At 36.5% G+C, this 16,743-nt stretch carries 15 protein-coding genes and 1 riboswitch; of the genes, 12 read left to right on the top strand and 3 right to left on the bottom strand.

Annotation, left to right across the window (positions count from 1 at the left end; all coding sequences use genetic code 11):
• The first annotated feature begins 360 nt into the window (after nt 1–360).
• Nucleotides 361–497, top strand: a riboswitch (TPP riboswitch).
• A 95-nt stretch (nt 498–592) separates the two neighbouring features.
• The 12 genes from thiC to OW492_RS08935 all read left to right on the top strand — a co-directional run bounded on the left by thiC (nt 593) and on the right by OW492_RS08935 (nt 13,039).
• A complete protein-coding gene (gene thiC / locus OW492_RS08990; RefSeq protein WP_290039616.1) occupies nt 593–2,575 on the top strand; it encodes a phosphomethylpyrimidine synthase ThiC in 1,983 nt (660 codons plus the stop codon).
• A 175-nt stretch (nt 2,576–2,750) separates the two neighbouring features.
• Nucleotides 2,751–4,280, top strand: a complete 1,530-nt coding sequence (thiE, locus tag OW492_RS08985) for a thiamine phosphate synthase (RefSeq protein WP_290039615.1) — start codon at nt 2,751–2,753, stop codon at nt 4,278–4,280.
• Nucleotides 4,270–5,019 (top strand): molybdopterin-synthase adenylyltransferase MoeB, encoded by a 750-nt coding sequence (gene moeB, locus OW492_RS08980; RefSeq protein WP_290039614.1) that lies wholly within the window; start codon nt 4,270–4,272, stop codon nt 5,017–5,019. Before thiE ends, moeB begins: the two co-directional genes overlap by 11 nt.
• Nucleotides 5,020–5,220 (top strand): sulfur carrier protein ThiS, encoded by a 201-nt coding sequence (thiS, locus tag OW492_RS08975; protein WP_290039613.1) that lies wholly within the window; start codon nt 5,020–5,022, stop codon nt 5,218–5,220.
• Between the two features lie 2 nt (nt 5,221–5,222).
• On the top strand, nt 5,223–6,023 hold the full coding sequence (locus OW492_RS08970) for a thiazole synthase (RefSeq protein ID WP_290039612.1): 801 nt from the start codon (nt 5,223–5,225) through the stop codon (nt 6,021–6,023).
• Nucleotides 6,020–7,138, top strand: coding sequence for a 2-iminoacetate synthase ThiH (gene thiH, locus OW492_RS08965; RefSeq protein WP_290039611.1), 1,119 nt, complete (start codon nt 6,020–6,022; stop codon nt 7,136–7,138). The genes OW492_RS08970 and thiH overlap by 4 nt, the downstream gene beginning before the upstream one ends.
• Nucleotides 7,139–7,252: 114 nt before the next feature.
• Nucleotides 7,253–7,636 (top strand): RNA-binding S4 domain-containing protein, encoded by a 384-nt coding sequence (locus OW492_RS08960; protein WP_290039610.1) that lies wholly within the window; start codon nt 7,253–7,255, stop codon nt 7,634–7,636.
• Between the two features lie 74 nt (nt 7,637–7,710).
• Nucleotides 7,711–8,997 carry a flippase gene (locus OW492_RS08955; RefSeq protein WP_290039609.1) on the top strand — a complete coding sequence of 429 codons (1,287 nt, stop codon included), beginning with the start codon at nt 7,711–7,713 and terminating at the stop codon, nt 8,995–8,997.
• A gap of 15 nt (nt 8,998–9,012) precedes the next feature.
• Complete coding sequence (locus OW492_RS08950) at nt 9,013–9,864, top strand: hypothetical protein (RefSeq protein ID WP_290039608.1); 852 nt, start codon at nt 9,013–9,015, stop codon at nt 9,862–9,864.
• A 72-nt stretch (nt 9,865–9,936) separates the two neighbouring features.
• Complete coding sequence (locus tag OW492_RS08945) at nt 9,937–10,800, top strand: glycosyltransferase family 2 protein (RefSeq protein ID WP_290039607.1); 864 nt, start codon at nt 9,937–9,939, stop codon at nt 10,798–10,800.
• Nucleotides 10,801–10,849: 49 nt separating this feature from the next.
• Complete coding sequence (locus OW492_RS08940; RefSeq protein ID WP_290039606.1) at nt 10,850–11,839, top strand: Stealth CR1 domain-containing protein; 990 nt, start codon at nt 10,850–10,852, stop codon at nt 11,837–11,839.
• Nucleotides 11,840–13,039: a hypothetical protein gene (locus OW492_RS08935; RefSeq protein WP_290039605.1), complete on the top strand. Its 1,200-nt coding sequence runs from the start codon at nt 11,840–11,842 to the stop codon at nt 13,037–13,039.
• A 3-nt stretch (nt 13,040–13,042) separates the two neighbouring features.
• Here the strand turns inward: OW492_RS08935 and OW492_RS08930 are convergent, their stop codons facing one another.
• The 3 genes from OW492_RS08930 to OW492_RS08920 all read right to left on the bottom strand — a co-directional run bounded on the left by OW492_RS08930 (nt 13,043) and on the right by OW492_RS08920 (nt 16,739).
• A complete protein-coding gene (locus OW492_RS08930; RefSeq protein WP_290039604.1) occupies nt 13,043–14,272 on the bottom strand; it encodes a sugar transferase in 1,230 nt (409 codons plus the stop codon).
• Nucleotides 14,273–14,356: 84 nt separating this feature from the next.
• Nucleotides 14,357–14,992, bottom strand: coding sequence for a lytic transglycosylase domain-containing protein (locus OW492_RS08925; RefSeq protein WP_290039603.1), 636 nt, complete (start codon nt 14,990–14,992; stop codon nt 14,357–14,359).
• 1 nt (nt 14,993) lies between these two features.
• A complete protein-coding gene (locus OW492_RS08920; protein ID WP_290039602.1) occupies nt 14,994–16,739 on the bottom strand; it encodes a Wzy polymerase domain-containing protein in 1,746 nt (581 codons plus the stop codon).
• Between the last annotated feature and the right edge of the window lie 4 nt (nt 16,740–16,743).

Below are 16,743 nucleotides of genomic sequence, written 5' to 3'. Positions count from 1 at the left end.
TCATTAGGGCTTTTTTGTGGCCTTAAGAAGTTAACAAAAGTTAAGTTAGCAAAAGCGTTTGGGCACATCATCTTCAGTTCACTACGTACAATGACTTCAGGCCGTGGTCAGTTCTCTATGGAGTTCAAAAAGTTCATGCCTTGTCCTTCAGCAGTAGCTGATGCCCAATACCCAAAGTAAGTCGAAAAAGTAAAAGCTGAAAAAGAAGCTGCTAAGAAATAATATTTCTTAACAATCTTTGAAAGTTCGAGCCCTAATGATGAAAGTCATTAGGGCTTTTTTGTGGCTGTTGATAAAGTTATCTCATCTCAATAAATTATTTCTTCTGTTTAATTCCCCAGCTTTTTCTTCTATACTCGATGCATCTTGTCGGAGTGCTAATGGGAATTTCCCAAAGGCTGAGACCACATAAGTAACTGTGTTTAAAAAGCAGTTGCGTGGGATCCGTGGAACCTGATTGGGCTAATACCTACGAAGGGAACAAGTAGAAGATATCTGTATATTTTCCATTCTTGGATATTTTTTAACTTCCACATCTATTCGACAAGCAATCTTTTATAAACCGTTTATATTAAACTAGGTAAAGAATGCTATGTCTCAAGAAGTAAATTCAACATTAAAAACCACAGATCGTAAAGGTCTTTCCCGTCGTGAATCACGTGAAGCTGCGCAGGACTATATTCAAAGTTTGAATAATCAGTCTTATCCTAATTCAGAAAAAATCTTTATTGATGGTGAAATTCATCCGATTAAAGTTGCGATGCGTCAAATCCACCAAACTGATACCTTTGTAGGCGGCTCTGAAGAAAACCCAATTTTTGAAAAGAATGAACCTATTCCTGTATACGATACGTCAGGTCCATATACTGACCCTAATATTAAAATAGATGTGCATAGCGGTTTACCACGTTTACGTGAAGCTTGGATTAGTGCACGTGATGATGTGGAAACTTTAGAGAGTGTGACTTCTAACTTTGCGCTAGAGCGTTTAGCGGATGAGTCATTAAATGAATTACGTTTTACACATTTACCTAAACCTTTACGCGCTAAAAAAGGTCAATGTGTGACGCAATTACATTATGCTCGTCAGGGGATTATCACGCCAGAAATGGAATATATTGCTATTCGTGAAAACCAAGGTCGTGAGCGTATTAAATGCGAAGCGTTACTGTCACAGCATGCAGGCCAAAGTTACGGTGCTAACTTACAAGAATCAATCACGCCTGAGTTTGTGCGTTCTGAAGTGGCGAGAGGGCGTGCGATTATTCCATCAAACATTAACCATCCAGAATTAGAGCCGATGATTATTGGTCGTAATTTCTTAGTAAAAGTAAACTCTAATATTGGAAACTCTTCAGTAACTTCATCCATTGAGGAAGAAGTGGAGAAGTTAGTTTGGTCGACGCTTTGGGGCGGTGATACGGTAATGGATTTATCAACAGGGCGTAATATTCATGAAACTCGCGAATGGATTTTACGTAATTCCCCTGTGCCAATAGGTACGGTGCCGATTTATCAAGCTTTAGAAAAAGTAAATGGCGTGGTTGAAGATTTATCATGGGAAGTTTTCCGTGACACGTTAATTGAGCAAGCAGAGCAAGGTGTGGATTACTTTACCATTCATGCTGGCGTGTTGTTACGTTTTGTGCCGATGACGGCTAAGCGCGTCACAGGCATCGTTTCACGCGGAGGTTCAATCATGGCTAAGTGGTGTTTGACTTACCATAAAGAAAACTTTGCTTACGAATACTTCCGTGAAATTTGTGAAATTTGTCAGCAATACGATGTGTCATTATCACTAGGTGATGGTTTACGTCCAGGGTCTGTTGCTGATGCTAATGATGAAGCACAGTTCTCAGAATTAGAAGTGCTAGGCGAATTAACTAAAGTAGCATGGGAATACGATGTGCAAGTGATCATCGAAGGTCCGGGGCATATTCCAATGCAAATGATCAAAGAAAATATGGATAAACAGTTAACTGAATGTTTCGAAGCACCTTTTTATACATTAGGCCCGCTCACTACAGATATTGCACCGAGTTACGATCATATTACTTCTGGTATTGGTGCCGCCCAAATTGGCTGGTATGGCTGTGCAATGCTTTGTTATGTGACACCTAAAGAGCATTTAGGTTTACCCAATAAAGACGATGTAAAAGTAGGGTTGATCACTTATAAAATTGCAGCGCATGCCGCTGATTTAGCGAAAGGTCATCCCGGCGCACAAATCCGTGATAATGCCTTATCTAAAGCGCGTTTTGAATTCCGCTGGGAAGATCAATTTAATTTAGGTTTAGACCCTGTTACATCCCGTGAATATCATGATGAAACGTTACCGCAGGAGTCAGGTAAAGTTGCACATTTTTGTTCAATGTGTGGTCCTAAATTCTGTTCAATGAAAATCACCCAAGATGTTCGAGATTTTACAGCTAAGTTAGATTCAGGTGAAATTTCAATAAAAATATTAGATGAAACAATTACCATGTCCGCAGAAGAAGGAATGGCAATTAAAGCGAAAGAGTTTACTGACAGTGGTGCTGAGATATATCAGCCACCTGTTCTCGATAAAGCTTAGTTGCTGAGAGGTTTAACTTAACTCTCCTAGAAAGTGCTAATTGATGCTTAATAGTTATGCACTTTCTACTGAATTAAACTAAACCTCTTCGTGCTAATTTTCGTACAATATTCAATAAATATAAATGGTTAGTTTCGGCTAGTCACGAATAACTAGGATAAGTTAAAGGTTAAATATGAATAATATAGTGTGGACAATCGCCGGATCGGACTCTAGCGCTGGAGCTGGTATTCAAGCAGATCTTTGTACGTTTCATGATCTGGGTGCCGATGGTTGCTCTGTGATATCAGCGGTCACTGCGCAAAACTCACAAGCAGTGCAGCTTGTTGAAAGTGTTTCTGAAAAAATGTTCACACAACAATTAGCTAGTTTAGCGGAAGATATGCCCGCTAAAGTGATTAAAATTGGCCTATTAGCAAGTGTTGAGCATGTCAACATTCTTGCTCAACAGCTAGCTTTATATAAACAAACTTGGACACGTAAGCCGTTTGTTATTTATGACCCTGTGGCAGTTGCATCGACAGGTGATGAAATGGCAGAAGAGGGGATTAATGAGGTCATCAAAACACAATTATTGCCTCAAATAGACCTTTTAACGCCTAATGCGAATGAAGTCTTAACTTTATCTGGTCATGCTTTAATTTCTGGCGAATCCTTTAAACCCGCTGTAGATAAGCTAATTGATATGGGTTGTGGCAGTGTGTTAATCAAAGGTGGTCATTTTGAGCTGGTGGATAACGTTGCCTTAGATTATTGGAGCGATGGCACAAGAGAAATTGCCCTAACCAGCCCGCGTTTAACGGATGTTCATACCCATGGTACAGGTTGCACGTTAGCCAGTGCGATAGCAGGCGCTATGGCATTAGATTACTTTATTGAAGACGCATTAGTGATTGCAAAAGCTTACCTTAACCAAGGTTTGAAAGCCTCTAAAGCACTTGGTGCTGGTGAAGGGGCTGTAGCACATTGTGGTTGGCCAACAAACCATCAAGATTTTCCTGAGATTGTGCTACCAGAGTCTAGTATCGGTTATGAATTAGATTTACCTGGGCGTTTAGAAGCAGGCCCGGGCTTTACATCTTGCGATACCAATCAACTAGGTCTTTACCCTGTCGTTGACTCGGTAGAGTGGATTGAGCGATTATTAAAAATGGGCGTAAAAACCTTACAGCTGCGTATAAAAGATAAACATGACGATCAAGTCGAACAACAGATTATTGATGCGATTGCCTTAGGTAAGGCTTACCAAGCAAGGTTATTTATTAATGACTATTGGCAATTAGCGATCAAACATCAAGCTTATGGTGTCCATCTTGGGCAAGAAGATATGGATGTTGCGGATTTACCCCTAATTGCGGATGCAGGTTTACGCCTTGGACTGAGTACTCACGGTTATTATGAGCTATTACGCGCACAGCAGCTTAAACCAAGTTACATTGCGTTAGGCCATATTTTCCCAACACAAACTAAAGATATGCCATCGGATCCACAAGGTTTAGAACGCTTAGCAAAATATGCAGCGCTATTATCTAACACACCTACAGTGGCTATTGGCGGCATTAATTTAGAGCGAGCACCGGCAGTATGGCAGTGTGGTGTGGGTAGTATTGCAGTTGTTACAGCGATAACCAAAGCCGACGATCCACAACAAGTAATTAATCAATTTAATCAAGTCATGAGCCAAGGAAGTGTCAATGTTAAGTGATAATGAATTACTTCGTTATAGCCGCCATCTACTTTTGGAGGAAGTGGGGGAATCAGGGCAACATAAACTAAAACAAGCAAAAGTATTGATTATCGGAATGGGTGGATTAGGCTCACCGGCTGCTCTATATTTAGCCGCAGCGGGTATTGGCCATTTAGTATTGAATGACTTTGACGAGATTGAAGTAAGTAATTTACAGCGTCAAATAACCTATCAAAGCAGTGATATTGGTGAGCCAAAAGTAGAAGTCACGAAACAACGTCTCCAACAGCTAAATTCCGATATTAAAGTGCGTAGCATTAATAAGCAGATGCCTGAACAGCAGTTAAGTATGGAACTAACCATGGCCGATCTCGTTTTAGATTGTACTGATAATATTGCAACGAGACAGATGATCAACAAAGCCTGTGTTGAGGCTAAAGTCCCACTTATTGTAGGGGCAGCTATTCGTTTAGAAGGGCAGCTGATGTTCTTTGACCATAGCCAAGCTGAGTCTCCTTGTTATCACTGTTTATTCCCGAGCTCTGAAGAGCAAACGCTGAATTGCAGTAATTCTGGCATTATCGGGCCCGTAGTTGGCACTATCGGTACTTTGCAAGCTTTAGAAGCGATTAAATACTTTGTTGGTTTACCTTCCGGCATTAAAAATAAATTAAAACTGTTTGATGGAAAATCCTTAGATTGGCAAACCTTCGCCATTAATAAAGACCCTCAATGCCCTGTATGCGGACAAGCCTAAATGAAAATACAAGTGAATGAACAAGCATTAATATTGCCAAACTCAATGAATCTTGAGCAATTATTAGTGCATTTAGAAAAACCATTAATAGGCAGCGCAGTCGCTGTGAATATGCAGGTGATTAGCCGTTCAGAATGGACGCAATATAATATCAATGAGGGAGATAATATCTCTCTGTTTCAAGCTATTGCAGGTGGGTAACTATGTTATTTGAAGAAATGAAACAACAAGATCAACTGATTATCGGTGATAAACATTTTCATTCTCGTTTGTTTACCGGTACGGGTAAATTTAATGACCAACAAACTATGGTCGCTGCGTTAAAAGCATCAAAATCAGAACTGGTGACCATGGCACTAAAGCGTGTTGATATGCAGCATAAAGATGATGATATTCTTGCACCTTTAATTAAAAATGGCATGAATTTATTACCCAATACCTCTGGTGCTCGTAATGCCAAAGAAGCGGTATTTGCTGCAGAGTTAGCTCGTGAAGCTTTACAAACTAATTGGGTGAAATTAGAAATTCATCCAGATCCTAAATATCTCTTACCAGATCCGATCGAAACCTTAAAAGCAGCCGAAGCATTGGCAAATAAGGGCTTTATCGTCTTGCCTTATGTACATGCAGATCCAGTATTATGTAAACACTTAGAAACCGCTGGCTGTGCTGCAGTCATGCCATTAGGCGCGCCTATTGGCTCTAATAAAGGCATCAAAACCGCTGAGTTCCTTGAGATCATTATCGAGCAAGCTAATGTACCTGTGATTGTTGATGCAGGGTTAGGTAGTCCTTCCCATGCGGCTTTAGCCATGGAGATGGGCGCTGATGCTGTACTAGTAAATACCGCCATTGCGGTTGCAGGAAACCCGATCGCCATGAGTCAAGCTTTCGCTAACGCAGTGCAAGCAGGCCGCCAAGCTTATCTAGCAGGGTTAGGCGGGCAAAGTACAGAAGCCGTTGCATCGAGCCCATTAACCGCATTCTTAGAGGCGAGCCTGTGAATTTCAGCGATAAAATAAAAGAGTATCAATGGGATGATGTACGTTTGTCGATTTATGCTAAAACAGCATCAGATGTACAGCGCGCATTATCTAAGTCACGTTTAGACTTAGAAGATTTTAAAGCGTTAATCAGCCCCGCAGCTGCGCCTTTCTTAGAGCAAATGGCACAAAAATCTCAACAGTTAACTTTACAGCGGTTTGGCAAAACACAGCAGTTTTATATCCCACTGTATTTGTCGAATATGTGCAGCAATATTTGTACTTACTGTGGCTTCTCTATGCATAACGCATTGCGTCGTAAAACACTCGACATGCAAGAGATTGAGAATGAATGTATCGCTATTAAAAAAATGGGCTTTGATCATATCTTAATTGTGACCGGAGAATCTGAGCGTAAAGTAGGTATCGATTATTTCAAACAAGCTTTGCCTATCATTAAAAAGTACTTTGCCAACATTACCATAGAAGTACAGCCCCTTGATCAAGATGAATATAGTGAACTGATTGAATATGGCGTGAATGCCGTATTGGTCTATCAAGAAACCTATAATCCGATCACTTATGCGGAGCATCATCTAAAAGGTAAAAAATCAGATTTTATCTATCGTCTCAACACGCATGACAGACTCGGTAAGGCTGGCATCCATAAAATGGGATTAGGTAGTTTAATTGGCTTGGAAGAGTGGCGAACAGATTGTTTTTATGTGGCAGCACACTTAAACTACCTAGAGAAAAAATACTGGCAAACACGTTATACTATCTCTTTCCCTCGTTTGCGTCCTTGTGAAGGTGGCATGGAAATCAAATCCGTGATGGATGATAGACAACTCGTGCAATTAATTTGTGCTTATCGTTTGTTTAATCCTGAAGTTGAGTTATCGTTATCCACTCGTGAATCTGAACATTTCAGAAATCATGTATTACCGTTAGGCATTACATCGCTAAGTGCAGGCTCAAGTACACAGCCCGGCGGTTATGCTGAACAAGCAGATAAAGCACTAGAGCAATTTGAAATAAGCGATGAGCGCTCACCAGCAACCATGGCAAACCTAGTAAAAGCACAAGGCTATGAAGTGGTCTGGAAAGATTGGGATCACAGCCTGACAGGTAAGTAATAGTTATGCTCACAGAGACATAAATCAGTGAATGAGCGCGATAGGTATAACAACCAATAAATTATACCAAGGATATGAAATAAGTATGCTTGGTATTATAAATGAGAATAAAACATGTCCGATGAACAAGAGATCTACGCGACCTTAATCGAAATTCGCGAAGAGCCAACTGCTCTGTATAAAATATTAAAAATCGCTAACCTAGTCTCTGGTGGCGGCGAAGCTAAACAAGCTATCGCAGAAGGATATGTCTCATTAAACGGCGAAGTAGAAACGCAAAAGCGAAAAAAAATCTACGCCGGTGATTTAATTTATTTCAACGAACAATACCTACAAATTGCCCTAGCCGGTGAAACACAAGATTATGAGTTTGTAGAAGAGTCTGCTGTAACAGAGCAACAAGCCGAATCCCAATCAGACTATCAAGCCTCATTTGAGCCCGTGGAAAGTAACAACGCGCCTAAGGCGAAGAAACCACGTAAGCCGATTAGTTTTTAAAAGCGTATTTACTCCTTTAAAGCGGAATTTTTCTTTTTATGTAATAAACGCTTTGTCAGCACGGATGTATAAAAATGAGCGAGCCAACTTCTCTCTATAGAAAGTTTACTGGTACAGCAGGGGTCATGATTATTAGTCGTTGCTTGGCGATGGTCTTAGGCATTATTTACGCGCGTTATCTTGGTCCTGAGCAGTTTGGTTTATATAGCTTTGTTTTGTCTATTGTTGCTATGGCTACTTTACCTGCTGTTGCAGGCTTACCCAACTTATTGGTTAGAGAAATTGCGAATTTTCATTTAGAGGAAAAGTGGGGATTATTAAAAGGCGTTATTAATTGGTCTCGTATTTATGTATTAAGTATTTCTTTGACAGTGATGCTAATAATGAGTGGTGCTTTATATTTTAATTTCTTTGAGTCTTCTCTATCTGACTTGCTTTGGATAGCCATTTTCTTAATTCCAATTAAAGGCCTATTAGCACAACAAGGCGCAGTGTTTAATGGATTTAGAAAACCTATCTTCGCGCAATTACCTACCCAAATTTTTGCTCCATTAATGACACTCGTTATTTTGTCTTGCAGTGTTTCTTTTTATGGTGAACTTACTGCCTACAGCTTGCTTTACCTTTCTCTTTTATCTGCTTTTTCTGCATTTATCATTAGTGCTTTTTTGATTAGAAAGAAACTGTTAGTAACATTACATAATGCGACTACTAACTATGTCATTAAAACATGGCATAAAGCTTTATTACCGTTTACGTTGATTGCTTTTATCGGAACGCTCAATACTGAATTAGCAAGTGTTTTTTTAGGGTTTTGGGGAGACATTGAATCAGTGGCTTATTTTAAAGTTGCAATGCAAGGTGTCACATTAGTATCTTTAGGGTTATCTGCGATAAACATGGTTATTATGCCGAATGTGGCGCGTTTATATAAAGAGGGAAATTTAAAAGCGACACAAATGTTATTAACTAAAAGTGTACGTTTAAGTTGTCTTGTTTCACTGCCTATTATTTTAGCATTAGTTTTTTTCGGTGACTTCTTTATTAGTTTATTATTCGGCGATGAATATCTTGCTGCTTATCCTATTTTAATTATTCTTTGTATCGGACAAGCGATGAAACTTTTAATGGGGTCTAGTGGTTTAGTTTTAAATATGACTGGTAATGAAAATTTAGCATTAAGAACGGTTATTATAACGGTAAGTATAAATGTATTTTTACTTACTATATTGATCCCTTATTACGGTAGCTTTGGGGCAGCAATTTCAATCTCTTTAAGCCTTTTTATTAATAACCTTTTAATGGTAATACATGTATGGAGAATAACTAATTTAACAACTTGGTTATGCTTTAAAATATAACATAGGTAACAATAAATGACTGAAACTGCTATTTTAGTTTTACTTTACAACAATCAACCAAATGAAAGTAAAACTCTTAATTCTTTACTTAGTTCTGTTGTTCATTATTTGAATGCGAAATTAGTGATCTGGAATAATGGTCCTAAAAGTTTTAAAAAAACTGAAGTTGCTCTTTATCGTAACTTAGGGTACGAAGTTTTTTTTGAAGAAACATTACATAATGAATCCTTGGCAGTTATTTATAATAGATTTTTATCTTGTTATGATGCAAAAAGGTATATTTTTTTAGACGATGACTCAAACTTAACTGCTCCATATATTTTGGCATCGTGTAAGTCTGAAGTAACTTGCATTTCTCTACCAATTATAAGTTTTAAAAATCAGGTGGTGTACCCTAAAATTCAGAAAAAACCATACTATTTTGGTATAAATATAACTGGCAAAAGTAAAGTGATATCAATAGGTAGTGGTTTAGTTATTGGCAGAGACTTTGCGGTTTTTATGAAAAAAAACTATGGGAATGTTTTTGATGAAAGGTTTTATTTTTATGGTGTAGATACTACGTTTTTTCTTCGAATTTTTTATAGTAAATTAACAAGTCGGATAAATATTATTCCTGGATTTATTCATTCGCTATCTCGCTTGGAAAAAGAAAGTAAAGAGCTTAAAAAATTTAGGCGGATAGAAAGGAGTTATGAACAGGCTTTAATATTAAGGTATTATAGGAAAAAACCTGTAGCTACGTTCTTATTAATAAAACATTTACTTAGTGTTATAAAAAGGTTTTTCTTTAAACAAGAAAATAGAATATCCATTTTTAGTTTATATAAGGCTTTTTTCACTGGAAAACATTATAGAATTAAATAGAATTTGATTGTTAGTTTATGTTCTTTATAGCCAATTTTGAATGAACTAAAAGTTATTTAAAGTGTTGAGTATATGAAAGTATCAGTTTATTTGGTCACATTTAATCGCAAAAAATTACTAGAAAGAGCCATTTTATCCGTCATCAATCAAACGTATCAAAATATAGAGTTAATCGTTATTGATGATAACTCACAAGATGGAACGAAAGAATACTTAGAATCTAATTATGATGAATATAACAAATCTATAGATTTCAAGTTCTATGTAAATAGTAAGAATAGAGGGGCTTGTTTTTCTCGAAATAAAGCTATTAAAGTTGCTTCTGGTGAGTTTATTACAGGCTTGGATGACGATGATTACTTTTTGCATAATCGTATTGCTAAGTTTATTGATGCTTGGAGCGACAAAAGAGTCAATACAATATGTTTGTTTTCTGATTTTATGACTAAGTCGCACTGTGGCTTCACTAAAAGTCGCCGTAAGAGATTTATATCACAATCAGATTTGTTGTATTCAAACCATATTGGAAATCAAGTTTTTACCCATACGAAAAATCTAATTGTTATAAAAGGTTTTGATGAAACCATGCATGCATGGCAGGACCTTGACTGCTGGTATAGGTTATTGGGAGGAGGGGAAGCTGAACGCATAAAAGAAATTACCTATGTTATGGATGTTAGCCATGCATATGACAGAATTTCTTTATCCCATATAGAAAAAATTATTGAATCTTCAAATCATATGAAAAAAAAATATGGTTATAATTGGAGTGAAAGAAATCGTCTTGATAACCAATTGATTAGATACAAGTTTAATATGTATCTTTATTTAAAATGCCTAGTAGCGTTTATTATTACGTTAGATAAAAAAGGATTTATTAAATTGCATTTGTGTTCTTGGCATGCATTGCGGAAGAGGTATATTGATCGTTATTAATTTTTGTTATTACTGTCTTTCTATGCTCTACTTTAAATAAGATAAAATTATGCATTCTAATATAGATATTGTTATTCCATGGGTTGATGGAAGTGATCCAGAATGGAAAAATTTATTTGAAAAATATAATACAAACTCCTCTTTATGTGATGCTCGGTCTGAGCGTTATAGAGATTGGGGGATGATGAAATATTGGTTTCGAGGTATTGAGAAATTTGCTCCGTGGGTAAGAAAAATTCATTTCATAACGTACGGACACATTCCTAAGTGGTTAGATGTAAACAACCCTAAGTTAAATATAGTAAAACATAAGGATTATATTCCTAATCAATACTTACCTGTATTTAGTGCAAATCCTATCGAAATATTTATTAATCGTATTAAAGGTTTATCAGAAAAGTTTATTTATTTTAATGATGATTTTTTTTTAATTTCACCTATAGATAGCACATTCTTTTTTAAAAAAGGAAAACCGCGAGATGCGGCTGTCCTTAATGCATTATCTCCCGGTGGCCTCTCTAAAATAAAAATGAATGACTTAGATATTTTGAATAAGCATTTTTATAAGAAAGATGTCTTTCTATCTCACCCTCTCAAATGGTTTAACTATAAATATGGTACGACTATTTTTAGAACTATTGCTTTATTAGCTTGGCCTAAGTTTACTGGGTTTATGGATCATCATGCGCCTACCCCATATTTAAAAAAAACACTCGATGAAGTTTGGAAACTAGAAAAGGTATCGTTATTAGAAACTGCTGATGCTCGCTTCAGAAGTATAACGGATTTAAATCAATATATATTTAGATATTGGCAGCTTTGTAAAGGCGATTTTCATCCAATTAATTTTAGACGATTTTATAAATATTATGAAATCTCTAACGAAAATGTTGATGTTATTGCTAAAAAAATAACTCAGCAACACTTAAAAGTTTTGACGTTGAATGATGCATGTGAATTAGATTTCATTTCTTGCAAAATTAAACTTCAAGCTGCTTTTGAACATATATTACCCACTAAATCATCTTTTGAAATTTAAATGAAAAATATTGCTTTTGAAATATCTGATGCTCATGAACATCACGCTCATATAGCTCCTTTAATTGATGCTTTTTTAAATAGTTCATCATTTAACGTAACTTTATATTCATCGGATGAAAAACATATTGATGTGTTTTATGAGCTTTATTCGAAAATATACTGTAAGGCCAATAAAGCTAAAATCCATATTATAAAGCCTGAAATAAGTCATAAATTAAAACATGTATTAGTTTCTTTTTTTAAGTCATTTAATTCAGGTTGGCTGGTGAAAGTCTGTCGTCATTTTTATGGTTATATTAGAGGGGTGAGCTCTATAGTTGAATCAGGTAACAGACATTATTTGAGTAATATTGATTTTTTTACAAAACAAGAAGTAGTTTTTACCACTGAACTAAAAGGCGGAAAAGTACTAAAAGAGACAGGAACAAAACTTGTTTTTTGTTTGCATGGTATAATTTCTAACGGTAATCCATTCTTTAAAGATTGGAGTTGTGATTTAGTTGTTTCACCGTCTCTTTCTTTAGCTAGTCGTTTACGGAAGGAAAGTAATTTCCCTATGACGTCTCAAATATATAAACATGCTTATTTAAAAAAAGATGTAATTAATAGGTTTGCACTAAATACTCAGAATGAAAAATTATTTAATAAACAACAATTTACTTTTTTATACAATCCCCATTGGGACAATAGCTTAGGACAAAGCTCTTGGAGTAAGTTTGGAGAAAAAATATTGAATTTTTTCTTTAATAACCCCCAGTATAATTTAATATTTGCCCCTCATATTTTACTTGATAAATACTTTGGTCTAACGATTGAAAATAAATATTGTCAATCGTCAAATATTTTGATTGATATTAATTCAGATAAGTTATGCAACGGATTCTACATACCACATACAGATTGTTATATGGGAGATGTTAGTAGCCAATATTTTGAATTTTTGTTATGTAATAAAAATATTCAAGGGATATTTATCAACGCAACGTTAATGGACTGGGAGTGTCTTAATCATTATGAATATTGGAAAAATGGAGATGTAGCAGAATCTTTTGATGAACTTAAAAAGTTAATTATGGAATATGCTAAACAAAATAAAGCATATAGTAAAACAGAGTTATACGATAAGATCTTTTCAGACATTCCTGATAATCAAGTTGATAAATTAAAAGAATTCATCGTTAAAAATTACTTACAATAATATTTATTTCGCCCCAAACCCCGTTAGCATGGTTTTAAGCGTTTTAAAGAATATGTTTACATCTAGCCAGAATGATAGGTGTTTGATGTAGTAGAGGTCGTGTGCGAGCTTCTCACGGGTTGAATCGGTATCTGCTGTATAACCTTGTACTGTTTGTGCCCAACCTGTAATGCCGGGTTTTACCATGTGGCGGTAACCATAAAATGGGATATCTGCTTCAAAGGCTTTTACAAAGCTTTCTTGCTCTGGTCTTGGTCCTATTAAGGCCATCTCACCTTTTATTACATTAAAAAACTGTGGTACTTCATCTATGCGGGTTTTACGGATAAATCGGCCAATATTGGTCACTCTTGCGTGTTCTTCGGTGGCGAATTTAGAGTCTGCCTTTGGGCAACCGACTTCCATACTTCTTAGTTTGTAAATCTTGAATATTTTTCCGCCTTGTCCTATTCGTTTCTGTGTATAGAAAACCGGACCTTTACTCTCTAGTTTGATTGCGATGCTGATGATTAACATTAATGGTAAAAATATTGGGAGACTTAATAGTATTAGGCCTGTTTCTATGAAACGTTTGATTAAGCGATAGCTAGGGTTAGTGTTTAAAGCATTGAGCGCATTTTCTGATAGATGGGTGGTTTGCACTTTGCCTTCGATCATCTCTTTAATCGTTTCTGAGTGGTAAACAACCTTGTTATTGATGCTGCAGTCAGCAATAAACTTCTCTTGCTCTGCAGTTAGTGATTTATGTAAATTTACTACTAGACCATCTTTAATTTGTTTCAGATTATAAGGTGAATTGATAGGTTCAATATCGATATGTTGGTTGCTATTAAATGATGAAAGAGTGAAATTATCGATAGCTTGTAGTTTTAAAATAGAGCTTTGGTGGTTAAATCGTGCACTTATCAGTAGCCAGAATAGAACTACGGCAAATCCATAAATGAGAGTAGGGCGAGAGTATTCGATACGTAATAAAACGATAGCAATAATCGCGATACTGTAAAGTGATAGCATCACAGGCAATACATATAAACTTTTGTCGACTAATAAAAACTTAGTGACTCTAGGTAGGGTAATTACGCAGCTAGAATAAACGGCTACTGTAATAAGTAAGCTGTTGTAAACCGTTGTATAAGAGAGTGGCATAAATAAGTCTATGATGGCATAAATTAAGATTAAACCAATCGCATAAGTAACGTATTTATTGGAAAAAAATTGTTGGGTTTTATACATTACTAATAACTACTCATACAAAGATAAATTAAGGGGTTAAGTTTTCTACTTCAGGAAGATTAACTATATTCCTTTTAGCTAAAGTTATAAATTATGTTGATAATATTGGTAGAAGGTTAATACCTTAGATACATATTTCTGTGTTTCTGGGTATGGAGGAATTTGGCGTTTATAGCGCCTGACTGCTCCTTCTCCTGCATTATAAGCTGCGGCTGCAAGCTCTCTTGTTTTAAATTCTTTTAATAATATTTTTAAATATAATGCCCCGGCATAAATATTCTGTGTTGGGTCAAAAGCATCGGTGACGGAAAAACGCTTGGCTGTTTCAGGCATTAGCTGCATTAACCCTTGTGCCCCAGCGGAAGATACTGCATTACGTTGATACGCAGATTCTGCAGTGATCACCGCATGTAAGAATGCTGGATCTAATTGGTTTTTCTCTGCTGCTTTTAAAATGATTGGGTGATACTTTCTTTGTAAGGTTTTATCACGTGGAATTGATATGTTGGTATAGCTTTTCGCTTTCCAGTTTCTAAAGCTAGTGGGCTTTTTATTCGTGTCACTGCGTAATAGAAGCGTGTAGTTTTCATTTTCTTTGCGCTCAGAAAAGTATTTATTACCATTTTTATCGGTATACATATAAATGTCAGCGTGACTGGTGCTGAATAGTCCGCTTAGTAATAAAGCGATAAAGCCAAATAGTGAGCGGAATACTTTCATATTATGGCTGAGCCTCGCTACTGATATTAGCAGAAGAAGTTGCTTGGCTTGTAGTTACTGCGACAGAGGTCCTTTCTGATGCGCTCTCTTTCACTTTATCTGCATTCTTTAAACCGCTATCTCCCGGATATAAATAACGTGCATAAGCTAGTACTTCGGCTGCTCTTTCTGGTTGGTTATGATGTTGATAGGCAATATAAAGCAAATGATAGAAAAACGGTTTAGGTGTGCTGTAAATGGTTTTTTCTAAACCTAATATCACTTTCTCCATTTCAGCTTGATTACCTGTGTTAATCGCATTGGTTAAACGGAAGTTGTAAAGATGAAAAGATAAGTTATCTTCAAATACCAAGGGATTGACAATATTGATGATCTCTCGAAGGTCACGTGTTTGGCTACGTTCAAAATGCGTAACTGCATGAATCGCAAATAGATTAGTGATCATGAAAATAGCAGTAAATAATGGAATTAATGTACCTGCAACGCGTAAAAAGAAGGTGGGCGAAAAGTTTTTTTCATTATTTTTTTGTGACTCTGAATCCACATAAAAGACTAAGACCATTAATACCAGCCAATGCAATGCGGAATGGTATAAAGGATATTCAGTTTGTGTATGTAAGCCAATGGGTACCACTAAGGCAAGTAACGCGAGCGCTTTGCTAAGGTTAAATGAGCATAGTCGATAAAAGAAGGTAAGCACTAATAGCAACATACCTAAAATAGGTGCTATCCCTCCTTCAATCGCCCAAAATATAAGATCGTTATGAGGATGGGTCAATACTTGAGAAAACTTGTTAAGTTCGCCATTTTTAACACGTTCAGCATGACTTAAGAGGTATTCTTTTTCAAAACTGCCGTAACCATATCCTAATAATGGCTTCTCTTTGATCATGTGCCAACCGTGTTGATACATTTCAATACGAGCACCACCTTCTTTCATTGCTTCTACATTACGCGCACCTAATGCATCGCCTTTTAAAGAAGCAAAACCTATCCCTAACATGACAGCGAGTACAAATAAACTGAGGCGTTTCTTATTACTTTGCCATGCCCAAGGTAAAAGTAGCAATAACCCGATGAGAGTGCCTAAATATCCAGTACGAGACATGGCAATGCTGATCACCCACATATTTAATAATGCAGTTAACAGTAAAAATGCTTGTAGTCTTTTATCCTGTACCTGTTGTAACAAGTAGCCACTTAAAATAAGCGTAGTCGCCATAAAGCTGGCAAGTACGTTAGGTTGTTGGAAGATGCCATAAGGACGACCATAACCGACGCTATAACCAAAGTAATTACGGGCTGGTAACAAGTAATCTTGCATCAAGCTATAACAAGCTTGAATAAAGCCTGCTAATACAATGAGTAGTAATAGCTTAATAATTTGTTCTCGCGTAAAACTAAATTGTTGTAGGCTAAGAAATAGCAGCACACCTGCGAATAATCCTAATAGCCGGGTATAGCTTTGATCTGCTAAGGCATTATTGGGGTACGCTAAGGGTAGAAAAAACAAACCTAAAGCAATAAATACAATGGCAGTGTACTTGGAGTAGATAATTTTTTGTTGGGCGGTGATCCGCCAAAGGCCTAAGCCAATTAAAAGAGAGAAAAATATCCAAACAACGTTGTTTACAGCTAATTGTAACCCACTACCACCTTGGTTATGTTGAAAGTAGTGCGCGCCTAGCCCCATTAACAATGTAAAACTGATAAAGAAGGCACGTGTTAGCTTTTGTTGTAAGTCCATTTAT

Source organism: Psychromonas sp. 14N.309.X.WAT.B.A12 (assembly GCF_030397575.1).
In the GTDB taxonomy this organism is placed as follows: Bacteria; Pseudomonadota; Gammaproteobacteria; order Enterobacterales; family Psychromonadaceae; genus Psychromonas.
Note: the sequence above shows the minus strand (reverse complement) of the source record. Positions and strands in the feature narration are given on the sequence as shown.